13 protein-coding genes are annotated in these 22,650 nt (G+C 74.1%); 7 read left to right on the top strand and 6 right to left on the bottom strand.

What is annotated here, in order from left to right; translation table 11 throughout:
- Positions 1 to 60 precede the first annotated feature (60 nt).
- The 6 genes from ACYVLJ_RS21795 to ACYVLJ_RS21820 form a co-directional block, all read right to left on the bottom strand.
- Positions 61 to 681 carry a LysE family translocator gene (locus ACYVLJ_RS21795; protein WP_451981244.1) on the bottom strand — a complete coding sequence of 207 codons (621 nt, stop codon included), beginning with the start codon at positions 679 to 681 and terminating at the stop codon, positions 61 to 63.
- Between the two features lie 292 nt (positions 682 to 973).
- Positions 974 to 2,068, bottom strand: coding sequence for a J domain-containing protein (locus tag ACYVLJ_RS21800; RefSeq protein WP_460440052.1), 1,095 nt, complete (start codon positions 2,066 to 2,068; stop codon positions 974 to 976).
- A 413-nt stretch (positions 2,069 to 2,481) separates the two neighbouring features.
- Positions 2,482 to 4,065 (bottom strand): acyl-CoA synthetase family protein, encoded by a 1,584-nt coding sequence (locus ACYVLJ_RS21805; protein WP_460440053.1) that lies wholly within the window; start codon positions 4,063 to 4,065, stop codon positions 2,482 to 2,484.
- A gap of 170 nt (positions 4,066 to 4,235) precedes the next feature.
- The gene (locus ACYVLJ_RS21810) at positions 4,236 to 4,952 is read right to left on the bottom strand and encodes a type 2 periplasmic-binding domain-containing protein (protein WP_460440054.1); all 717 of its coding nucleotides are present in this window, start codon (positions 4,950 to 4,952) and stop codon (positions 4,236 to 4,238) included.
- 48 nt (positions 4,953 to 5,000) lie between these two features.
- Entirely contained in the window at positions 5,001 to 5,999 is a 999-nt protein-coding gene (locus ACYVLJ_RS21815) for an aldose epimerase family protein (RefSeq protein WP_460440055.1), read from the bottom strand.
- A gap of 68 nt (positions 6,000 to 6,067) precedes the next feature.
- Positions 6,068 to 7,306, bottom strand: a complete 1,239-nt coding sequence (locus ACYVLJ_RS21820) for a helix-turn-helix domain-containing protein (RefSeq protein ID WP_460440056.1) — start codon at positions 7,304 to 7,306, stop codon at positions 6,068 to 6,070.
- 222 nt (positions 7,307 to 7,528) lie between these two features.
- Here ACYVLJ_RS21820 and ACYVLJ_RS21825 point away from each other — a divergent pair, with 222 nt between their 5' ends.
- The 7 genes from ACYVLJ_RS21825 (at position 7,529) to ACYVLJ_RS21855 (ending at position 22,605) form a co-directional block, all read left to right on the top strand.
- Positions 7,529 to 9,523: an MMPL family transporter gene (locus tag ACYVLJ_RS21825; protein ID WP_460440057.1), complete on the top strand. Its 1,995-nt coding sequence runs from the start codon at positions 7,529 to 7,531 to the stop codon at positions 9,521 to 9,523.
- A complete protein-coding gene (locus ACYVLJ_RS21830) occupies positions 9,520 to 10,899 on the top strand; it encodes an MFS transporter (RefSeq protein WP_460440058.1) in 1,380 nt (459 codons plus the stop codon). The genes ACYVLJ_RS21825 and ACYVLJ_RS21830 overlap by 4 nt, the downstream gene beginning before the upstream one ends.
- Before the next feature lie 92 nt (positions 10,900 to 10,991).
- Positions 10,992 to 12,695, top strand: coding sequence for a fatty acyl-AMP ligase (locus ACYVLJ_RS21835; protein ID WP_460440059.1), 1,704 nt, complete (start codon positions 10,992 to 10,994; stop codon positions 12,693 to 12,695).
- Positions 12,692 to 18,814, top strand: coding sequence for a beta-ketoacyl synthase N-terminal-like domain-containing protein (locus ACYVLJ_RS21840; RefSeq protein WP_460440060.1), 6,123 nt, complete (start codon positions 12,692 to 12,694; stop codon positions 18,812 to 18,814). The genes ACYVLJ_RS21835 and ACYVLJ_RS21840 overlap by 4 nt, the downstream gene beginning before the upstream one ends.
- Complete coding sequence (locus ACYVLJ_RS21845; RefSeq protein WP_460440061.1) at positions 18,814 to 20,382, top strand: acyl-CoA carboxylase subunit beta; 1,569 nt, start codon at positions 18,814 to 18,816, stop codon at positions 20,380 to 20,382. The genes ACYVLJ_RS21840 and ACYVLJ_RS21845 overlap by 1 nt, the downstream gene beginning before the upstream one ends.
- Positions 20,383 to 20,393: 11 nt before the next feature.
- On the top strand, positions 20,394 to 21,362 hold the full coding sequence (locus tag ACYVLJ_RS21850; protein WP_460440062.1) for an alpha/beta hydrolase: 969 nt from the start codon (positions 20,394 to 20,396) through the stop codon (positions 21,360 to 21,362).
- Between the two features lie 31 nt (positions 21,363 to 21,393).
- Positions 21,394 to 22,605: a lipase family protein gene (locus ACYVLJ_RS21855; RefSeq protein WP_451981281.1), complete on the top strand. Its 1,212-nt coding sequence runs from the start codon at positions 21,394 to 21,396 to the stop codon at positions 22,603 to 22,605.
- Positions 22,606 to 22,650: the final 45 nt, after the last annotated feature.

Raw genomic sequence — 22,650 nt, forward strand, 5'->3', positions numbered from 1 at the left:
GGTTTCTCGTTCGTGAAGGCCTCCTCGCTCGCGCGGGGAGGCCTTCACGGCGTTACGGCGTTACGGCGTTACGGCCAAGGCGACGCCGAGGACGACGAGAACGGTGCCGACAACGCGGTTGAGGGCGGGCTTGGCGCGGGCGTACCAGCGCTGGGTCGCGGGAGAGGAGAAGAGCAGGGCGACGCTCAGGTGCCAGCCGGTCGAGGCGACGACGATGAGCCCGACGGCGGCGGCTTTGACGGCCGCGGGTTCGGCCGGGGGCAGGGTCGCGGTGAGCACGCTGCCGAAGAACGCCGCCGCCTTCGGGTTGGTGAGATTGCTGACCACGCCCCGGCGGAAGAGCGCCGCGGGCCGCCGGTCCGGCGTGCCGTCGTCGCCCGGCTCCTCCGGTGCCCGGGCGCGCCACCACAGCCGAACGCCCAGCCAGGCGAGGTAACCGCCGCAGACCACGCGAAGAGCCGTCGCCAGCCAGGGTGCTCCGGCCAGCACGGTTCCGAGCCCGAACACGGCAACGGCGGCCAAAGCCCCACCGGCGGCGACCACCCCGAGGGCAACGGCCACGGCAGCGCGCCGCGTCCCCGCGGCGGCGGTGTGCGCGATGAGGACGAAGTTCGGCCCCGGCGAGATCGCTGCCGGGAGGTAGGCGAGCAGCACGGTGCCGAGGGTGGCGACGGAGTTCACAGGGCCTGGCCGGGCACGCAGGTGGGGGACACGCACCCCAGCCTGACACGGCGGCCGGAGTGTCCTGTCGTGGCCTGCACCTCTAGCGCGCGGGCACGGCCGCCGAAGAGTTCGCCCGCAGCCCGCAGCCCGCAGCCCGCAGCCCGCAGCCCGCAGCCCGCAGCCACTCTGCCCGCCACAGCTGCCGGAGCGCCGTCCCGCGGCCTGCGTCGGAAGCTGCCCTGCCTGGCACGGCCGCCGAAGTGCGAGCAGCCCGCACCTCAAGCCGCGCGGGTACCGACGAGCGCGCACCTCAAGCCGCGCGGCCGCCTCCGCCGACTACCTGGTCGCGCATGGTCCGCAGCGCCGCGTGGTCCACAGTGGACGGTTCCGCCGCGAGCCATTCGCCGATCTCGTGCAGGAACTCCTCCGGGGTCATCGGGGCGGTCGGCAGGTCGGCCGGGTCGGCCGTGGTCAGCTCGCCGCTGCGGCTCGGGTACACGATCATCGCGCCGCGCAGGGACACTCCCGGCAGCAGCTCGCGGTAGGCCGCGAGGCTCTCCGCCAGCCGGCTGCCGCCGCCGCGGAAGGGGCGGCCGTTGCGCAGCAGGCGGCCGTCCTCCGCCGTCTCGTAGTGGCCTGGCAGCCACAGCTTCGACTCGATGAGGACCAGGCGCTTGCCGCACAGCACCGCGTGGTCGACGTCGGCGAACACCGAACCGGGCCAGGCCAGGCCGTGGAAGATGCGGGCGCCCGGCAGCCGGGTCAGGTAGGTCTCGAGCAGGTCGGCCGTCAGCCGCTCGGCCAGCTCGTCGCGCTCGGTGCCGGGCGCGCCGAACACGGTGCGGCCGCCGAACTCCTCGGCGTACGCGTCGCGCGCCTTGCTCGCGCGCAGGTACCCGCGGGCCAGCCGTTGGACGAGCACCGCGGTCCCGGCGGTGAGCAGCAGCCAGACGATGAGCACCGGGGTGCTGAACCCGACGCCGGTCACCAGCGGCAGCAGCACGAGCACCATCCCGCCGACCGCGGCGACCACCGGCGTGTGCCCGGGCCCGCGACGGCGGCCGTGGCGCATCCGCGTGTCCTGGCCGGCGAAGTGCCACCAGCTGAGGTCTTCGGCGTCCAGCTCCGGCAGGTCGGGGACGAAGCCGGGCTCATCGCCGAAGCGCCGCCGGGGCCGCGGCCGGACCGGGACGGGCACGACGGTCGCGCCGCCGGAGTCGTACCGCGCGCGGGCGACCGGGTCGCTCAGGACGTCGTAGGCCTCGCGGAGCAGCCGGAACGTGCCGACCGTGCCGCCGCCGTCCGGGTGCATGGTCTTGGCCAGCCGGCGGTAGGCCGTCTTGACGTCGGCCGCCGTGGCATCCCGGCGGACGCCGAGCACCTCGTAGTAGTCGACCTCGGGCACGCTGGCGTTCACCTCCGGATGGCTGCGCGAAGACTTTATGGGGTCGCGGCGCGGGGTTCTCCACCGGCTCCGCGGCGCGTCGGGGTGATGCTCCTCCGGTCCAGGTCAGGGCGGTGTCCGGAGTTTTACCGCTGACCGCCGGAGGTTCCGGCCGACGCCCGGGTCGGCGGTCACGGAGAGGCCAGGGGGCGGTTTCCGTGGTCCGTGAGTGTCCATTGAGGACGGAATGTCGCCCGGAAGGGGGTAACGGGCGGGGTTACCGCGGTCGCTGTGACGTTCCGTAGCCGGAATTCAGCCGAAGAGACGCGAACAAGTGTTCGAATACACGGCTACGATGGAGACATGTCCCCGGCACCCCACGAACGTGACGGGCCCACCGCCACCCCACCTCGGCAGCGGGCCCGTCACCCCCGTCACCGCTCGCGCAGCAGGTATCGCTGCAGCTTGCCGCTCGCGTTGCGCGGCAGGGCGTCGATGAACCGCACCCGGCGCGGGTACTTGTACGGCGCCGCAACGGCTTTAGCGTGCTCCTGCAGGGTGTGCACGAGGTCCGGGCCCGCGGTGGCGCCCGGCCGCGGCACGACGAAGGCGGTCACGACGGCACCGCGGTCCGGATCCGGGGTGCCGACCACCGCGCACTCCTCGACGTCCGGGTGCGTCAGCAGCACCTCCTCGACCTCCGGGGCTGCGATGTTGTAACCGGAGGAGACGATCATGTCGTCGCTGCGCGCCACGAACCGGAAGTAGCCGCCGGGCTCGCGGACGTAGGTGTCGCCGGTCAGGTTCCAGCCGTCGCGCACGTAGTCGGCTTGCCGCGGGTCCTCGAGGTAGCGGCAGCCGGTGGGGCCCCGCACCGCGAGCAGCCCGGGCGTGCCGTCGGGCACCGGCGTGCCGTCGAGGTCCAGCACGGCGGCGCGGAAGCCGGGCACGACGGTGCCGGTCGTGCCCGGGCGGACGGCGTCGTCGGCCGCGGAGATGAAGACGTGCAGCATCTCCGTGCTGCCGATGCCGTCGATGAGCGGCCGGCCGACGACTTCGCGGTACTGCTCGGCCACGGCGGCGGGCAGGGCTTCGCCGGCGGAGACGGCGCGGCGGACCCCGGCGAACAGGGGGCCGTCGCCGGAGCCGAGGATCGCGCGGTAGGCCGTCGGCGCCGTGAAGAGCACCGTCACCGCTTGCTCGGCGACGATCGCGGCCAGTTCCCGGGGCGTGGCGCGCTCGAGCAGGAGCACGGACGCGCCCGCGTGCAGCGGGAACACCAGCAGCCCGCCCAGGCCGAAGGTGAAGGCCAGGGGCGGGGTGCCGCAGAAGACGTCGTCCGCCGTGGGCCGCACGACGTGCCGGGAGAACGTGTCGGCGATGGCGAGCAGGTCGCGGTGGAAGTGCATGGTCGCCTTGGGTGTCCCGGTGGTGCCGGAGGTGAAGGCGAGCAGGGCGACGTCGTCGGCGGCCGTCGGCACGTCGGCGAAGGCCGCCGGGTGCCGCGCGCAGCGTTCGGCGAGTTCGGTGCCGTAGGCGACGACGGGCAGCCCCGGCGGCAGCTCGCCGAGCAGGTGCTCGTCGCACAGGGCGACGGCCGGCTGCGCCCGGTCGGCGATCTTGTCGAGCTCGCGGCGGCGCAGCATCGGCATCGTGGAGACGGCGACCGCGCCGGCCTTGAGGACGCCCAGCCAGCACGCCGCGAGCCACGGCGTGTTGGTGCCCCGCAGCAGCACGCGGTTCCCGGGCACGACACCGAAGTCGGCGGTGAGCACGTGCGCGATCCGGTTGGCGCGCGCGAGGACTTCGCCGTACGTCCAGGTCTCGGCGGGCGAGCGCAGGCACGGCCGGTCGGCGCCGAACCGCTCGACGGCGCCGTCCAGCAGTGCGGTGGCGGCGTTGAGCCGGTCGGGGTACCGCAGCTCGGGGAGGTCGAAGACGAGCCGCGGCCACTGTTCGAAGGGCGGCAGCCGATCACGGCAGAACGAGTCGGTGTGCGCGCTGGCGGTAAGCCTCATCGCAACTCCTCGGGTCGGCATCGCCCTGCACCAGGAGAAACGTAGCACTCGTTGCGACCGTCGAGAAGACGCGATAGCGCATCCATGACGGCGGCGACGAGCAAGCGAGACCGCTCCGTCGGCGGGAGACCGCGCACAGTGACAGGGGCGCCCCTGCCGGTCCGGGAGGCTCAGTCGGTCGCGGGCGGGGCGACGGTCGCGCCGGCCTGGCCGGCCCGGCGCAGGGAGTCGGCGACGAACCCGGCGGCCTTCAGCTCCTCGACCAGGTCACGCAGGAACGCGACGGTCTCGGGCTGCCGGGCCGGCGTCGTCGCGACGGCCTGCTGGATCTGCATGAACCGCTCGTCGATCACCCGGGTGCCCGGGTGTGCGGCGGCGTAGGCGGTCATCGGCTGCCGGATCCCGGCGGCCACCTCCAGGCCCTGTTCCTCGAACGCGACCACGCCGTCCGCGCCGCGCACGACCGTCGCGTGCGCCAGCGTCCGCGTGAGGAACAGGTCGTAGGCGGACCCCTCCTTGACGCCGACCCGGACACCCGGCTGGTCGACCTCGGCCGGGGCCGACAACGCGGAGCCGTCCGGGACGACGTACACGCCTTCGATGACCACATACGGCGCGGTGAACGCGACCTGCGCCGCCCGTGCCGGTTCGATCGCCAGGAAGCAGAGGTCGGCGGCGCCCGACGTCAGCGCCTCGAACGACTTCCGCGCCGCGTCGAAGCAGGCGAACTCCACCGGCACGCCGAGCCGCGCGGCCACCTCGCGCGCGAGGTCGACGGTGACGCCGCCGGGCGCCGCGGGCGTCCCGTTCGCGAGCACCGGGTTCCCGAGGTTGATCGCGGCGCGGAGCACCCCGGTGGGCGCGAGGTCGGCAACAAGGTTTCCCATGATCGGCGAGGGTAACGGCGAACGCCGCGCTCCCGGGCCGGGTGTTGCTCACGCCACCGGCGGCTCGTCGGCCGTGGTCAGCTCGAACTCCGTCTCCTGGTGGTAGACCTCGCCCGGGCGCAGGACCGTGCTCGGGAAGTCCGGCCGGTTCGGCGAGTCCGGGAAGTGCTGGGCCTCCAGCGCGAACCCGGCGCCGCGGTGCGGCAGGCTGCCGCCCGCGTAGAACTGCAGTCCCGGCTCGGTCGTCCGCATCGTCAGCAACCGGCCCGACGTCGGCTCCCACGCCCGCGCGGCGTACGGCGCGCCGTCGTCGAGCACCCAGTTGTGGTCGTAGCCGTACTCGCCGATCCGGGCGCCGCGGCGGAAGTCGAACGGCGTGCCCCCGACCGGCGCCGGGTCGCCCTCCGGGATGAGGTCCGGGCCCGTGGGGCAGTAGCGGTCCGCGGCGATGGACAGCCAGTGCGCGGAGACGTCGCCGGTGCCGGCCAGGTTCCAGTACGTGTGGTTGGTGAGGTTCACGACCGTCGGGGCGTCCGTGGTCGCGCGGTAGGTGATGCGCAGCCGGTGGTCGAGGCGGTAGGTGACCTCGGTGGTGAGCCGGCCGGGGAAGCCCTGGTCGCCGTCCGGGCTGACGAGCGTGAGCCGCAGGCCGCCGGGGACCGGGGCCGCCGACCACACCCGCGTGTCGAACCCGGCGGGGCCGCCGTGCAGGCAGTTCTTCCCGTCGTTCGCCGGGACCCGGTGGAGGACGCCGTCGAGGACGAACGCGCCGCCGGCGATCCGGTTCGCGAACCGGCCGATCAGCGCGCCCAGGAAGACGCGGGCCGCGCCCGGCCGGTTGCCGGCGACGTAGTCGTCGAGGCCGGGGTGCCCCAGGACCACGTTGGCGGCCCGCCCGGTGCGATCGGGTGCTTCGAGCGACTGGACGACACCGCCGTAGTCGAGGACGCGGACGGTGAGCCCGCCGGGCCGGCTGAGCGTGTAGCGGTGGACGTCGGTGCCGTCGACGCGGCCGAAGGGCTCCCGCGTGACTTCGGTCTGGGTCATCCGCGCATCCTCCCGCGCTGTTAGCGCTAACAGCATGCGGGAGCGCGTGTCGCACGGTCAAGACCCGGTCAGTGGCCGGCTTCCCGCGGCTGCGTGCCCAGCAGCTGGTGCGCCCGCAGCGCCATCTGGATCTCCAGGCGCTGCGCCGGATCCGCCAGCCGGTCGCCGAAGAGCCCGCTCAGCTGGCTCACGCGGTACCGGACCGTCTGCGGGTGGATGCCCAGCGCCTGCGCGATCTCCGGCGTGCTCCCGTTGTGCTCCAGCCAGCTCAGCAACGTCTCGGCCAGCCGGACCTGCTGCTTCACCGTCAGGCTCGCGAACGGCGCCAAGGTCTTCGCCGACAGTTCGTCGAGCAGGAACCGGTCCAGCAGCAGCCAGTGCGTCGCCAGGTGGTCGGCCGTGTGCGTCACGGCCCCGTCGCCGGCCACGCCGCGGCGGACCAGGCCGAGCGTCCGGCGCGCCCACAACGCCGACGTCGCCGCGTCCGCCGGCCGCACCCGCGGGCCGACCGCCGCGCGCCAGCCGCCGAGCCGGCCTTCGAGGCCGCGCAGGTCGCGCTCCGGGTTCGGGGTCAGCAGGCACGGTTCGGTGCCTTCCAGGTCGAGCAGCACGTCGTCGGCGACCTGGGGCGCCGGGGCGAGGTGCTGCTCGGTGCGCGGGTCGAGCGCGACGACCGTGACCCACTCGGGCATCGTCCACTTCGCGGCCTTCGCCATCGTCGCGATCGTCGCGGGCGACGACGGCGGCGTGGCCAGCAGCAGTTCGAGCAGCCGGCGGCGACGGCGTTCGAGCGTGCCGGTCGCCATCGCCTGCGCGAGTGTGTACCCCTCCACCGAGTAGGACGAAATCTCTTCCACGTAGGCGAAAATCGCCTCCGCGCCGACGCACAGGACGGCCGCCGGGAAGCGGTGGGCCTGACCGAGCTCGGCGATGTACCGCCACGCCGCCCGGCCGCCGGCGCGGTAGGCGGCCTGCAGCGAGTTGAGGCTGCCGCCGTCGTGGTGAACGCGCTTTCCCACGTCCAGGAACAACTTCGGCCAATCGTCCTCTGTGGACCCGACGTCGTCGATGCTGTCGATGCAGCTGACGACCGCCTGCTCGATGGCCAGCACGATCATCTTCCCGAACTCGCCTTCGAGGGGCTTGGCGTATTCGGGCACGGCCCGCTGGATCTCCTCGAGGATCCGCCGCGCGAGGGGGTCGGCGTGCGGCCGGAACCGCCGCGCGAGCTCGGCCGGCAGCGAGCACCACAGCTGCCGCGCCCGGCCGGTGCCGCGGGGGTGGGGGACGGTGATCGTCCAGGTCATGGCCACCCCTTTCCGCATCGGCGCGAAGGTCATGTACGCACACGGAAACGAGATCCGCAACCGCCGGACGCCGTTCTGTCATCTGCGGACCAAGGGGTGCGCGCGGATTTGTCACGTGGCCGACAAGCGGCGGAACACTCACCGCCGCAAGGGTTTTCGCGATTCGATTTGTGAAGCCGGACGGTATCTTCGCCGCCCTTTTCGTTGTTAGCGTGATCAACCATGACGTCGGTCGTTGCGTGGTGTTTCCGCCGGTCCGGGGCGGTCGTCGCGCTGTGGCTGACGCTCCTGGCCGGGCTCGGTTTCGCCGTGCTGCACACCGGCGCGGCCTTCCGCGACACCGTCGACCTGCCCGCCGCGGACAGCACCGCGGCGGCGAATCTCTTGCGCGGCACCGGCACCGAAGAACACGTCGTCGTCCGGGCGCCGGACGGCCCGGTCGACACGGGCCCGGGACGAGCCCGGCTCGACGCGCTGGCCGCCCGGCTCGCGGCGCTCCCGCACGCCGTCGCGGTCGGCCCGCCGCCCGGCCGGGTGTCGGCCGACCGGCGGACCGCCGTGCTGCCCGTGCGGTTCGACGCCCCGGCCGCGGACCTCGGCCAGGGCACCGCGGACGCCTTCGCCGACGTCGTCCGCGACGCCGGCGGGCTGACCGCCGGCGCGTCGGGCGAGCTCGCCGCGATGACGGCGGTCGCGCCGGACCTGGGCAACGCCGGGATCGGCCTGCTCGCCGCGGCCCTGGTGCTGCTGGTGACGTTCCGGTCGCCCGCCTGCGTCGTGCTCCCGGTCGTCACCGCCTCGGTTTCGGTCGGCTGCGCGCTCGCGGCCGTCACGCTGTTGTCGCACGTCATGACCGTGCCGAAGATCAGCACCGAGATCGCCGCGCTGCTCGGGCTCGGCGTCGGCGTGGACTACGCGCTGTTCGTGCTCACCCGCTACCGGCAGGGCCGCCGCGAAGGCGCGGAACCGGCGTCGGCGCTGGTCATGGCCGCGGCGACATCCGGCCGCAGCGTCGTCTTCGCGTGCGTGACCGTCTGCGTGTCGCTGGCGGGCATGCTGACCGTCGGCCTGTCGTTCCTCGACGGCATCGCCGCGGCCGCCGCGGTTTCCGTGCTGCTGACCGCGTCGGCCGCGCTGACGCTGCTGCCCGCGTTGCTGCGCCCGGCCGCGCACCGGATGCGGGCCGGGACCGACAGGCCCGGTGGCCGCTGGGCCCGGCTCGCGCGCTCGGTGACCGGCCGGCCGGGCCCGTACACCCTCGCCGCGCTGGCGGTCGTCGGGGTGCTCGCGCTGCCGGTGACCGGGCTGCGGCTCGGCGTCCCGGACGCCGCGCTCGACCCGCCCGGGAGCATCACGAAGACCGCCGCGCACCTGCTGGACGAGGGGTTCGGCCCGGGCGCCGGGGCTCCGCTGCTGGTGACCGGCACCGGCGACGCGTCGCTGGGCACGCTCCGGGAAGCGCTGCTCGCCCGCGCCGACGTCGGCCCGGCCACGGCCCTGCCCGGCGGTGGCTGGCTGCTCACGGTCACCCCGCGCACCGCGCCCGGCGACCCGGCCACCGACGAGCTGCTGACCTGGACCCGGGCGATGGCCACCACCGTCGGCGGCCCGGACACCCACGTCGGCGGGCTGGTCGCCGCGCGCGCCGACTTCTCCGCCGCCATCACCGCGCGGCTGCCCCTGTTCCTGCTCAGCGTGGTCGGCATCTCGGTGCTGCTGCTCGCGTGGGTGTTCCGCAGCGTGCTGATCCCGCTGACCGCGGCGGTGATGAACCTGCTGACCGCGGCCGCGACGACGGGTGCGGTGGTGGTCACCTTCGGCGGCCCGGTCGAGCCGTACCTGCCGGTGTTCCTGTTCGCCGGGCTCTTCGGGCTTTCGATGGACTACGAGGTCTTCCTCATCGCCCGGATCCAGGAGGCGTGGCGCCGCCACGGTGACACGCGGGCCGCGGTCGTCGACGGCGTCGCGGCGACCGGGCGGACCATCACCGCGGCCGCGCTGATCATGGCGCTGGTGTTCGGGGCGTTCGCGTTCGTGGACGCCCGGGTCGTGCGCGAGGCCGGGGTCGGGCTGGCCGTCGCGGTGCTCTTCGACGCCGTCGTCGTCCGGTGCGTGCTGGTCCCGGCCGTGATGGCCCGCCTCGGCGAAGCCAACTGGTGGTTCCCGCGCCGCCGGCCGGCCGCGGCCGCGCGCGAGCCGGCGGGGAGCGCGCGATGACGCGGCGGACGCTGGTGGTGATCGCGCTCGGCGCGTTCGTCACGACCCTGGACAACACGATCGTCGCGGCGGGCGCGCCGTCCATCGCGCGGGACCTGGGCCTGGACCTCGGTTCGGTGCAGTGGGTCGCGCTCGGCTACATGCTCCCGTTCGCCGGGCTGCTCCTGGTGGCGGGCACCCTCGTCGACCGCTGGGGCCGCCGCGCGACGCTGGTGGCCGGGCTGCTCGCGTTCGGCTTCGGCGCGGTCGTCGGCGGGCTGGCGGATTCGGCCGGCCTGCTGGTCGCGGCGCGGGTCGTGCAGGGCGCCGCGGCCGCGTTCCTGGTGCCCGGCCTGCTGAGCCTGCTGCGCTCGAACCTCGACGCGCGGGGCCGGACGCTCGGGGCCGCCGTCTGGACGGCGTGCCTGGCCGCCGCGCTGGCCCTCGGCCCCGCACTCGGCGGGCTGCTGAGCGAATACCTCGGCTGGGGCTGGATCTTCTTCGTCAACCTCCCGTTCGTGGCGGCGATGCTCGTCCTGCTGCCCGGAACCACCCCGCGCGGCCGGAGCCCGGGCGGTCCCCGTCCGCCCGTCGCGGCGATGGCGGTCGTGACGGCGAGCTCGGTCCTGCTCACCGCCGCGCTCGTCGAGCTGGGCTCGCACCCGGCAACCGGAAGCGCGCTGCTCGCCGCCGGTGCCGCGCTCGGTGCGGGTTTCGTGGTCCGGGAACGGCGGGCGCGGGCACCGCTGGTGCCCATGGCCCTGACCGGCAACCGGGTGTTCGCCGGTTCCCTCGTCGTCCAGGTGCTGTGGGGCCTCGGGGTCTCGGGGATCGTGTTCTTCACCCCGGTGCTGCACCAGGAGTTCCTGGGCCTCGACCCGGTCCGGGCCGGGCTGCCCCTGGTGCTGGTCGCGGTCGCCGTGGTGGCCGCGACACCGGTGGTGCCGCGGGCGGTGTCGGCCCTCGGTCCACAACGGACGGTCGGGGCCGGGCTCGCCGTGGTCGCCACCGGGCTGCTCGCCCTGGCCGCGGTGAACCACATCGCGGCCCTCGCACCGCGCGCGCCCGCCCTGGTGCTGATCGGCGCCGGGTCGGCGTTCACGACGCCGCTGACGTCGCACGCGCTGGACGTCGTGGCCGAAGGGCAGTCGGGCACGGCTTCGGGGCTGCTCACCGCGTCCCGCGAGCTGTCGAGCGCGCTGGGTGTCGCGCTGGTCGGCGCCGTGCTGACCACCGTGCGGACGCTGCGGCTCGACGCGGGCGCACCGCCCGGCCAGGCGCTGGCCGGGGGTTACACGGCGGGCCTGCTCGCCGCGGCCGGACTGACCCTCGCCGGGGCGCTGCTGGCCGTGCGCGGCACAACTTCGTCGCCGCGTGACAACCGTGCGGTGCCGTAATCCGGTTGCCGGTGAGTACCGGAAGCCGCTCGATTGACAACCCGCCGGGCCCGGCTCTTCACTGCGCCGGTAAACGCTATCTGCGAGGAGCCATGGAAACCCTTTCCCAGCCGGTTCCCGTCACGGGAGAAACCGCCGAAGAACGTGCTTCGTTCGCGACTCTGCTCGGCCATTGGGCGCGCGTTCTCGGCGACGAAACCGCGGTGACCCACCTGGACCACCGCGCCGCCGCGGACGGCCGGGCGGTCACGCTCACCTGGCGCGAACTCGACGAGCGGGTCGGCTCGGTCGCCGTCCGGCTGGCCGGACTGGCCCGGCCGGGGGAGCGTGCGGCGGTGCTGGCCGGGCAGTCCGCCGACTACGTCGTGGCGTTCCTCGGCGCGATCCGCGCGGGCCTGGTCGCCGTGCCGCTGTTCGCGCCCGGCCTGCCCGGCCACGAAGGCCGGCTGACCGCGGTCCTCGCCGACTGCGCACCGCGCGTGGCGCTCACGACCACCGGCGCGTTCGACGCCGTGCGCGCGTTCGCCCCCGGGGTGCCGGTGGTCGCCGTCGACGCGGTCGCGCCCGCGGCAGCACGGGAATGGCCCTCGCCGGACCCGGACGCCCCGGCGTACCTGCAGTACACCTCCGGCTCGACGCGCTCGCCCGCCGGAGTCGTGCTGACCCACTGCAACGTCCTCGCCAACGCGCGTCAGGCGTGCGCCGCCTACGGTGCCGAGACCCGGACGACCTCGACCGTCAGCTGGCTCCCGTTGTTCCACGACATGGGCCTGATCCTCGGCATCGGGGCACCGATGGCCGGCGGGCTGGCGTCGGTGCTGATGGACCCGCTGGCGTTCCTCGAACGGCCGTCGCGGTGGCTGCGCGCGCTCTCGGCCAGTCCCGGCGCGATCAGCGCGGCGCCCAACTTCGCCTACGCCTACTGCGCTTCCCGCGTGTCCGAGGCCGAAAAGAGCTACCTGGAGCTGAGCCGGGTCGTCTCGCTGATCAACGGCAGCGAGCCGGTGCTGCCGGCGACGATCGCCCGGTTCCAGGACGCGTTCGCCGAGTGCGGGCTGCGGCCCGAGGTGCACCGGTCGTCCTACGGCCTGGCCGAGGCGACGGTGCTGGTGTCCGTGACCGACGCCGGAAAACCAGCCCGGCAGGTGACCTTCGACCGCGACCGCTTGGCCGCCGGGGTCGCGGTTCCGGCGCCGTCCGGCACGACGCTCGTCTCGTGTGGACGGCCGGCCGGGCAGCGGGTCCGGATCGCCGACCCGGCGACCGGCGAACCGGCCGTGCCGGGCGAGGTCGGCGAGATCCGGGTGAGCGGCCCGAACGTCGGGCGCGGCTACTGGGGACGGGACTCGACCGGGACGTTCGGCCTGCCGCCGCTCGACCCGGACACCGGCGAGGGCTGGCTGGCGACCGGGGACCTCGGCGTGCTCTTCGACGGCGAGCTGTTCGTCACCGGCCGGCTGAAGGACCTGGTCGTCGTCGACGGCCGCAACCACTACCCGCAGGACATCGAGCAGACGGCCGAAGCGCACCCGGACGTCCGCCCGCATTCGGCGGCGGCCTTCGCGATCGCCTTGCCGGACGGGGAAGCCGCGGTGGTTTTCCTGGAGCGCGCGAAGAACTCCGACGCCGACATCGCCGCGATCGCCGGGGCGGTGCGGGCGGCGGTGTCGGCGGGGCACGGCCTCGGCCTGCACGACGTCGTCGTCCTGGCACCCGGTTCCGTGCCGCGGACCTCCAGCGGGAAGATCAGCCGGGCGCGCTGCCGGGAGTCCTACCTGGACGGACGGCTCGGATGAAGCGCGCCGGCGAGATCCGCGCGTGGCTGCTCGACCGGCTCGGCCCGGTGGACCTCGACCGGCCGCTGCACGAAACCGGACTGTCCTCACGGGACGCGACGGTGCTGGCCGCCGACCTGGGCCGGTTCGTCGGCCACCCGCTGGAACCGACGCTGGTCTGGCAGTACCCGACGATCACCGCGCTGGCCGGTCACCTGTCCACAGTGGAGTCGACCCAGGCGTCGGTACCGGAGCTCCCGGCCGGGGAACCGATCGCGATCATCGGACTCGGCTGCCGCCTGCCGGGCGGGATCGACTCGCCGGAGTCGTTCTGGCGGTTCCTCGACTCCGGTGGCGACGCCATCGGTGAGGTGCCCGAGGGACGCTGGGAGACCGTCGCCGACGTGCCGTCGCGGGGTGGTTTCCTCGACGACGTCGCCGGTTTCGACGCCGCGTTCTTCGGCATCACACCCCGCGAAGCCGAGGCGATGGACCCGCAGCAGCGGATCCTCCTGGAGGTCACCTGGGCGGCGCTGGAGCACGCGGGCATCCCGCCGACCGGGTTGCGGGGCAGCCGGACCGGGGTGTTCGTCGGGTTGTCGGCCACGGAATACGGCTCGCTGACGATGACCGATCTCGCGGGCGTCGACGTCTGGTCGGGCACCGGCGCCGCGGCGAGCATCGCGGCCAACCGGCTGTCGTACCTGCTCGACCTTCGGGGGCCCAGCCTGACCCTGGACACGGCGTGCTCGTCGTCGCTGGTCGCGGTGCACCAGGCGGTGCAGAGCCTGCGCCGCGGCGAGAGCGACGTCGCACTGGCGGCCGGGGTCAACGTGCTGGTGTCACCCGGCATCACCGCGGGCTTCCACCGCGCGGGCGTGCTCGCCGCGGACGGCCACTGCAAGCCGTTCGACGCGGACGCCGACGGCATCGCCCGCGGCGAGGGGTGTGGCGTGGTGGTCCTCAAGCCGTTGCGCGCGGCCCGCCGGGCGGGGGACCGGGTGCTGGCGCTGATCCGCGGCAGCGCGGTGAACTCCGACGGCCGGTCCAACGGCCTGACGGCCCCGAACCCGTTGGCCCAGGCGGACTTGCTGCGATCGGCCTACGCGGTGGCGGGCGTCGATCCGTCCTCGGTGGACTACGTGGAGGCGCACGGGACGGGCACCCCGCTCGGCGACCCGCTGGAAGCGGGAGCGCTGACGGCGGTGCTCGGCCGCGAACCCGGCCGGCCGCTGCTGCTGGGCTCGGTGAAGAGCAACCTGGGCCACCTCGAAGGGGCGGCCGGGATCGCGGGGCTGCTGAAGGTCGTGCTGGCCATGACCCACCGGCGGCTGCCGGCGAGCCTCCACTTCCGCACGCCGAACCCGCACATCGACTTCACCGGGTTGCGGGTGGTGACCGAGCCGGCCGACTGGCCCCGCTACTCGGGAACGGCGCGCGCCGGGGTGTCGGCGTTCGGCTTCGGCGGGACCAACGCGCACGTGGTGGTCGAAGAGTGGCCCGCCGCGTCGTTCCCGCCGCGGGGCGTGGACGGGCCGCAGGTGTTCGCGGTGTCGGCCCGATCGCCGGAGGTGCTGCGGGCCCGGGCGGGCGAGCTGGCGGACTGGGTGGCGGCGTCGGAGGTGCCGTTGGGGGCGGTCGCCTCGACGCTCGCCCACGGGCGGGACCACCTGCCGGTCCGGGGCGCCGTGGCGGGGGAGGGACGCGACGAGGTGGTGGCCGCGCTGCGGGAGCTGGCCGCCGGCCGCGGGCCGCTCGGCGCGCCGGCCCCCGAATCCGGGATCGTGTTCGTCTTCTCCGGCTACGGCTCGCAGTGGCCCGGCATGGGCCGCCTCCTCCTGCGGACCGAACCCGCCTTCCGCGCCGAGGTCGAGACGCTCGATCCGGTCTTCCGCGAGGAAACCGGCTCCTCCCTGACCGACATCCTCGCACCCGAAGACCTCGCCACCACGCAACTCGCCCTCTTCGGCATGCAGCTCGCGCTGGCCGGGCTGTGGCGCGCCCACGGCGTCATTCCGGCGAAAGTCCTCGGGCACTCGATGGGCGAAGTCGCCGCGGCCGTGGTCGCCGGGGCGCTGTCGGTCGTCGATGGGCTGCGCGTCATGACGACTCGGGCCCGGCTGCTCGCCGAACTCGACGAGACGGGCGACGGCGCCATGGCCGTCGTCGAGTTGAGCGCGGCCGAGCTGGCGCAGTTCCCCGACGTCACCGTCGCCGTCTACGCGTCGCCGACCCAGTGCACCGTCAGCGGTGCCACCGACCAGGTCGAAGCCCTCGTCGAGCACGCCGAACGCCTCGGCAGGCTGGCCCGACGGCTCCCCGTCGGCGGGGCCGGGCACTCCGCCGCCGTCGACGCCGTCCTCGGCCGGTTCCGCGCAGCACTCGACATCACGCCCGGGGAACCGGAAATCCCCTGCTACACCACCGTTCTCGACGATCCACGCGAGACGCCCGCCTTCGACGTCGAGTACTGGGCCGCGAACCTGCGCCGCCCGGTGCGGTTCAGCCACGCCCTCGCCGCCGCGGCCGCGGACGGGCACACCGTGTTCGTCGAGATCTCGCCGCACCCGGTCGCGGCGGCGGCGATCGAGCAGACGACCGGCGTCGCCTGCCTGCCCTCGGCGAGCCGCCGGACCGACGAGCGGACCGCCTTCCTGACCAGCCTCGCCCGGCTGTACGTCCAGGGCCGCCCGGTGCTGGCCGCCCGGCCGCGGACCCTGCCGGTCGACCTGCCGGGGCCGGTCTGGCAGCACCAGCGGTTCTGGCCGAAGCCGCGGGCGCACGCCCGAGGCGTCCACCCGCTGCTGGGTGTCCACATCGACCACCCGGGCGGCCACCTCTGGCGCGGGGACGTCGGCACCGCCGCGCTGCCGTGGCTCGCCGACCACACCGTCGCCGGGAAGCCGGTCTTCCCGGCCACCGGCTTCCTCGAACTCGCCCTCTCCAGCGGCAACCGGATCCGCGACCTCGAACTGCGCGAGGTCCTGACCCTCGACGAGCACACCGAAGTGACGACCGGCCTCAGCGGCACCGAGCTGACCGTGCACGCCAAGTCCGCGCAGGGGGAGTGGGTCCGCCACGCCACGGCACGGGTCGAGGCGGGCGGCACGCCGTCGGAGCCCTTCGGCGAGGTCACCGGCGAACCCTTCGACCTCTACCGCGTCCTGGCCGAGCTGGGCCAGGACTACGGTCCGGCCTTCCGCGGCCTGCGCCGGGTCGTGGCGGCGGACGGCCGCGCCTCGGCGTCGATCGCGCTCCCCGAGACCGACCACCCCGCGTACGTGCTGCACCCCGCGCTCGCCGACGCCTGCCTGCACGCGCTCGCCGCGGCCGTCGGCGCGTCGGACGCCCTCTACCTGCCGCTCACGATCGGCGAAGTGCTCGTCGCGGGCGAGCCGCGCCGCGGGGTGCGGGTGGACGCCGTCCTCACCGAAACGGACCCCTCCGGAGACGGCCTGCTCGGCAGCGTCCAGCTCGTCGACGCCGACGGCGTCGTCCTGGTCGAGTTCCGTGACGTCTACTGCCGGCGGTACCGGGACGCGGCCCTCGAGCGGCTCCTGTTCGAAGGCGCCTGGCAACCCGCCGACCTGCCCGCGGCGCCGGACCACACCGGCGACTGGGCCACGGTGTCCGAAGAGGACAGTGCACCGCCCGGTGCCGGCGGTGCGGTGGCCGTGGTGTTCGCCGCCGGGTCCACTCCGGACCCGGCGCGGGCCGCGCGACGCGTCACCCGGCTGTCCGAGATCGTCGCCGAGCTGGCCGGACGGCCGGTGCCACCCCGGTTGTGGCTGGTGACGACCGGTGCGCAGGCCGTCGAACCCGGCGAACCGGGTGATCCCGATCAGGCCGCGCTGCGCGGGCTGGTCCGCGTGCTCGCCTTCGAACACCCCGAGCTGCGCGTCAGCACGGTCGACTTCGACGCCGGGCCCGACCCGGCCGGGCTGTGGGCCGGGCAGCTGCGCGAGGAGGTCCGTGCGGACGGGCCGGACGACGAGGTCGCCTGGCGCGAGGGCGTCCGGCACGTGCGGCGGCTGGTCCGCCCGGAGCCGGGTGACGTCGTGCGCGAGCCGGTCCGCGACGGCGCCTACGTCATCACCGGCGGCCTCGGGGGCCTGGGCCTGGTCGCGGCGAAGTGGCTGGCCGCACGGGGTGCGACGCGCGTGGTGCTGAACAGCCGTCGCGGTGCGCCCGCCCCGGACCTGGGGATCGACGTCCGGGTCGTGGCCGGTGACGTCGCCGGGCCCGGCACGGCCGAAGCCCTGGTCGCGGCCGCCGTTGACGGCGGGGTGCCGCTGCGCGGGGTGCTGCACGCCGCCGGGGTACTGGCCGACGGCGCCGCGATCGGCCTCGACACGGCCGCGGTCGACGCCGTCTGGCGGCCGAAGGCGCTGGGCGCGTGGCGGCTGCACGAAGCGACCGCCGGGCACGACCTGGACTGGTGGCTGGTGTACTCCTCGGCGGCCGCGCTGTTCGGCTCGCCGGGCCAGGCCGCCTACGCGACGGCGAACGCGTGGGCCGACGCCCTCGTCGCGTGGCGGCGGGCCCAAGGCCTGCCCGCGGCGACGATCGGGTGGGGTGCCTGGGGCGAGGCCGGTGCCGCGGCCGGGTCCCGCAACCCCGTGCTCGAGCCGCTCGGCACCGAGGAAGCGCTCTCGGCCCTGGACGCCGTGCTCGCGCGCGACCGCGCGACGACCGGCGTGGCCCGGGTCGCCGCCGAGACGGTGCTGGAGCTGTTCCCGCGGCTGGCCGATCGCCCGTTCTTCGCGTTGTTCGCCCCGCGCACCGGACCGTCCCCTTGGGACGGGATGGAGACCTTGCGCGACGCCACCCCCGAAGCCGCGCGGACCGCCATCGCCGACCACCTGGCCGGGCTCATCGCCGGGCTGCTGGGCTACCCCGACGTCGACCGGCACGTGCCCCTGACCCGGCTCGGCCTCGACTCCCTCTCGGCGATGCGGGCGCGGGGCGCGGTGGAACGCGACTTCGGCCTGCCGCTGCCGATTCCCCTGCTCCTGCGAGGCGCGAGCCTGGCCGAACTGGCCGGGCACCTCGCCGAACAGGCCGGGTTCGGACCGGCGCGGGCGGAGCCGGTGACCGCCGGCCCGCGCGACCCGGCCGAGCGGTGGGTCGCCCGGCACTGGCAGGCGGAGCTGGGCGGGCCGGAACCCGGCGTGCACGACGACTTCTTCGCCACCGGCGGGGATCCCGAACGCGCCCGGCGGCTGCGGGCGGTGTTCGCGGAGCAGCTCGGCGCGGTGCCCGCCGTGGAACGGCTGTTCGCCACGCCGACGGTCGCCGCGATGGCCGACCTGCTGCGCGCGGAGCTCGAAGGCCACGGCGGTGGCCCGGTGCGGCTGCTGCGCGACGGCGTCGCCGAGCCGGTGTTCCTGTTCCACCCGGCGGGCGGCCCGACGAGCGTGTACCGCGAGCTGGTCCGGCTGCTGCCGGAGGGACACCCGGTGTACGGGTTCGAGCGCATCGACGACGAGGACACGGTCGAGGCCAAGGCCGCCTGCTACACGGAGCTGATCCGGGAGATCCAGCCGGCCGGCCCGTACCGGCTGGGCGGCTGGTCGTTCGGCGGCTGCCTGGCCTACGAGACCGCGCGGCGCCTGGACGGGCCCGTCGACCTCGTGTTCCTCATCGACACCATCCTGCCGCTGCCCGCGTCCGGCAAGCCCGCGGACCTGCTGCTCGACCGCTTCGACCGGTTCGCCGAGCACGTTTCGCGCACGTACGGCGTGCCGTTCGCGATCCCGCGCGAGGAGCTGGCGTCGTTGCCCGAGGACGCCCAGATCCGCTGGGTGATGGACCGCCTCGCCGAGCAGGTTCCCGACCTCGGGGCCGGCGTCCTGCGGCACCAGTACGAGTCCTATGTGGACGCCCGGGTGGCGGAGCGCTACCAGCCACAGCCCTACGACGGACGGGTGCTGCTGCTGCGCGCGCAGGACCCGCACCCGCTGACCACGACGCTCGACCCCAGGTACCTGCGCACCGACGACGCCCTCGGCTGGGACGCGTTCTGCGGCGCCCTCGAGGTGACGCGGGTCCCCGGTGACCACGTCTCGATGATCGATCCGCCGCACGTGACGGCGCTGGCCTCGGCCCTCGCCGCGCGTCTCGGGGCGGGGGTGCGGTGATGGACGAATCGACCGCGTTCCGCATCGCCGACCTCGCGGCCAGACAGGACGAAGCCGTCCGGATCGCCGAGAAACGCGCCGTCGACCGGCAGCACGCCAAGGGCAAGCTGACCGCGCGCGAACGGATCGGCCTGCTGCTCGACCCCGGGTCGTTCGTCGAGCTGGACCAGTTCGCGCGGCACCGCTGCGCGGAGTTCGGGATGGACGCCAACCGGCCCTACGGCGACGGCGTCGTCACCGGGCACGGCACGGTCGACGGCCGTCAGGTGTGCGTCTTCTCCCAGGACTTCACCGTCTTCGGCGGCAGCATGGGCGAGGTCTCCGGCGAGAAGGTCCTCAAGGTGATGGACCTGGCCATGTCGCTCGGCTGCCCGGTCGTGGGGATCAACGACTCCGGCGGCGCGCGCATCCAGGAAGGCGTGGTCTCGCTGGCGTACTACGCCGAGCTGGGCCGGCGCACCGCCCACGCGTCCGGGGTCGTCCCGCAGATCTCGATGATCATGGGCCCCTGCGCCGGCGGGGCCGTCTACGCCCCGGCCATCACCGACTTCACCGTGATGGTCGACGAGACGGCGCACATGTTCGTCACCGGCCCGGACGTCGTCGAGGCCGTCACCGGCGAGCGGGTGACCGCGCAGGAGCTCGGCGGCGCGGCCGTGCAGAGCGAGGTCGCCGGCAACGCCCACCACCGGGCCGCCGACGAGCGGGACGCCGTCGAGTGGGTCCAGACGCTGCTCGCGTACCTGCCGGCGAACAACCTCGACCCCGCGCCGGAGTACGCCGACGACACCAGCCCGGCCGTCACGGCGGCCGACCTCGAGCTCGACCGGCTGGTGCCGGACTCGCCGAACCAGACCTACGACATGGCCGAGCTGATCGTCCGGCTGGTCGACGACGGCGAGTTCACCGAGGTGCACAGCGCCTTCGCCGCCAACATGATCTGCGCGTTCGGCCGGGTGCAGGGCCGCACGGTCGGCATCGTCGCGAACCAGCCCCGCCACCAGGCCGGCGTGCTCGACATCGACGCTTCGGAGAAGGCCGCCCGGTTCGTGCGCTTCTGCGACGCCTTCTCGATCCCGCTGCTCACCCTGGCCGACGTCCCCGGCTACCTGCCGGGCCGCGACCAGGAACGCGGCGGCATCATCCGCCGCGGCGCGAAGCTGATCTACGCCTACTCCGAAGCCACCGTGCCGAAGGTGACCGTCGTGGTCCGCAAGGCCTACGGCGGCGGCTACGCGGTGATGGGCTCGAAACACCTCGGCGCCGACGTCAGCCTGGCCTGGCCGACCGCGGAGATCGCCGTGATGGGCGCGGAAGGCGCGGTGCAGGTGCTGTACCGGCGCGAGCTGGCCGGGCTGCCCCCGGAACGGCGGGCGCTCGCCCGGCGCCGGCTGACCGACGAGTACCGCAAGCGCCACACGGGACCGTACCTGGCCGCCGAACGCGGCTACGTCGACCAGGTCGTCACGCCGTCGCAGACCCGGCTGCAGGTCGCGCGCGCCCTGCGGACCCTGCGCACGAAACGGCAGACCCTGCCGGCCAAGAAGCACGGAAACATCCCCCTGTGAAGGAGACTTCGATGAGAGCCGTCCTGCTGATGCTGGCCGTCGTGGTCCTGGTCGCGAGCGGCGTCACGGCCGCCCAGGCGAGCACCGCCGTGGCCGACGACGGCGCGAAGGTCGTCGAGGAGACCTGGCTCGACGCCCGGACGGTGGACCTGAAGATCGACTCCCCGGCGCTGGGCACCACCGGGATGGTCCGGCTGATCGTCCCGGCCGGCTGGGCGGCGCAGCCGGGCCGGACGTGGCCGGTGCTGTTCCTGCTGCACGGCTGCTGCGAGCCGGTCGACTACAAGTCGTGGGACCAGTTCACCGACGTGAAAGCCTTTACCGCCGACAAGGACGCGCTCGTCGTGATGCCGACGGACGGGCCCGCCGGGATGTACACGAAGTGGTGGAACTTCGGCCTGTCCGGCAAGCCCGACTGGGACACCTTCCACACCGCCGAGGTCCGCCAGATCGTCGAACGCGGCTACCACGGCGGCACGCGCCGGGCGATCGCCGGGCTCTCCATCGGGGGCTACGGCGCGATGGCGTACGCGTTCCAGCACAAGGGGATGTTCGCCGCGGCGGCGTCCTACAGCGGCGTGCCGAACACGCTCTTCCCGGGCATCCCGGTCTGGATCATCGGCATCCTGGCCCGCGCCGGGATCTTCAACTACCTCACCCTGTGGGGCGACTCGTTCGGGATGCAGCCGATCTGGTCGTCGCACAACCCGTACGACCACGTCGACGCGCTGCGCGGCACCGCGCTCTACCTCTCCTGCGGCAACGGGCAGACCGGGCCGCTCGACCCGCCCGGGCAGTCCGACGTGCTCGAGCCGTCGGCGCTGCTGTCGTCGCAGAGCTTCACCGACAAGCTGCGGCAGGCCGGGATCCCGGCGACCGTCGACTACTACGGCCCGGGCACGCACAGCTGGCCCTACTGGCAGCGCGCGCTGCACAACTCGTGGCCGGTCCTGGCCGGCGGGCTCGGCCTGCCGGCGTGAGCGCATTCCCGTTCCCCTCGAGGAGGTTGTGGTGAAGACCGTCCTGTTCCGACGGATCCTGCCGGCGCTGCTCGGCGTCTCGCTGGCGGCGCTGGGCGTGGTGGCCGCGAGCCCGCCCGCCGTCGCCGCGGCGCCGATCCTGCCCGGGCCGTTCGACGACTCGTTCTACACCCCGCCGTCGCCGCTGCCGGCCGGGAAGCCGGGTGACGTGCTGCGCTGGCGGCCCTCGGTGCCGCTGCTGAACGTCGCCAACGCCGACGCGTGGCAGGTGATGTACCTGTCCACCACCGCACTGGGCCGTCCGGACGCGGTGACCGGCACCGTCCTCGTGCCCAAGGGGGCGGACCCGGCCAAGGCGCCGATCGTCGGGTACGCCGTCGGCACGCAGGGCCCGGCGTTCAAGTGCACGGCGTCGAAGGCGATGGAGCGCGGCACGCTCTACGACCAGCCGGCGATCAACGATTCGCTGTCCAGCGGCTACGCCGTCGCGGTCACCGACTACGAGGGCTATTCGCCGGCGACGGTGCCGACCTACATCACCGGCCAGTCCGAAGGCCCCGCCGTGATCGACTCGGTCCGGGCGGCGCAGAACCTGCCCTCGGCCCGGTTGTCGAAGTCGGCGAAGGTGATCTTCCAGGGCTACTCTCAGGGTGGCGGCGCCTCGATGTGGGCGGGGGAGAAGCAGCCGACCTACGCGCCGGAGCTGAACACCGTCGGCGTCGTCGCCGGGGGTGTCCCGGCGGACCTGACCGAAGTCGCGAAGGGCCTCGACGGCTACATCGGGTTCGGGTTCCTGGCCTTCGCCGCGGTCGGGCTGGATGCGGCCTATCCCGATCTGAACCTCGATTCCTACCTCAACGACACCGGCCGCCGGCAATTGGGCGACGCCGAGAAGAACGCCTGCGTCGCGGAACTGCTGCTGAACTATTCCTTCAAGAAGATCAGCGACTACACGACGTCCGATCCGCTGAACACGCCCCAGTGGCAGGCGCGGCTGGCGCAGAACAAGCTGGGCGCGAACCCGCCGCGGGTTCCGGTGTTCCAGTACCACGCGAGCACCGACGAGATCGTCAACACCCCGCAGGCGGAGACACTGCACCGCACGTACTGCGCGGCCGGTGTCCGGGAGCAGTGGCAGACCTACGTCTCCGACCACGCCACGGGAATTCTCGCCGGGAACGCGGATGCCCACCAATGGATCGTGAAACGCTTCGCCGGAGATCCCGCCCCCGCCAACTGCTAGCGCCCGTCCGTGAAGGCCACATCGAATCCTCGACGTGGCCTTCAC

Source organism: Amycolatopsis stemonae (assembly GCF_054781455.1).

Bases quoted from the DNA above. Each gene is read 5' to 3' on its own strand.
- ACYVLJ_RS21810 (WP_460440054.1), bottom strand. From the start codon at position 4,952: ATGGGAAACCTTGTTGCCGACCTCGCGCCCACCGGGGTGCTCCGCGCC.
- ACYVLJ_RS21840 (WP_460440060.1), top strand. From the start codon at position 12,692: ATGAAGCGCGCCGGCGAGATCCGCGCGTGGCTGCTCGACCGGCTCGGC.
- ACYVLJ_RS21850 (WP_460440062.1), top strand. From the start codon at position 20,394: ATGAGAGCCGTCCTGCTGATGCTGGCCGTCGTGGTCCTGGTCGCGAGC.
- ACYVLJ_RS21845 (WP_460440061.1), top strand. From the start codon at position 18,814: ATGGACGAATCGACCGCGTTCCGCATCGCCGACCTCGCGGCCAGACAG.
- ACYVLJ_RS21815 (WP_460440055.1), bottom strand. From the start codon at position 5,999: ATGACCCAGACCGAAGTCACGCGGGAGCCCTTCGGCCGCGTCGACGGC.
- ACYVLJ_RS21830 (WP_460440058.1), top strand. From the start codon at position 9,520: ATGACGCGGCGGACGCTGGTGGTGATCGCGCTCGGCGCGTTCGTCACG.
- ACYVLJ_RS21825 (WP_460440057.1), top strand. From the start codon at position 7,529: ATGACGTCGGTCGTTGCGTGGTGTTTCCGCCGGTCCGGGGCGGTCGTC.
- ACYVLJ_RS21805 (WP_460440053.1), bottom strand. From the start codon at position 4,065: ATGAGGCTTACCGCCAGCGCGCACACCGACTCGTTCTGCCGTGATCGG.
- ACYVLJ_RS21835 (WP_460440059.1), top strand. From the start codon at position 10,992: ATGGAAACCCTTTCCCAGCCGGTTCCCGTCACGGGAGAAACCGCCGAA.
- ACYVLJ_RS21820 (WP_460440056.1), bottom strand. From the start codon at position 7,306: ATGACCTGGACGATCACCGTCCCCCACCCCCGCGGCACCGGCCGGGCG.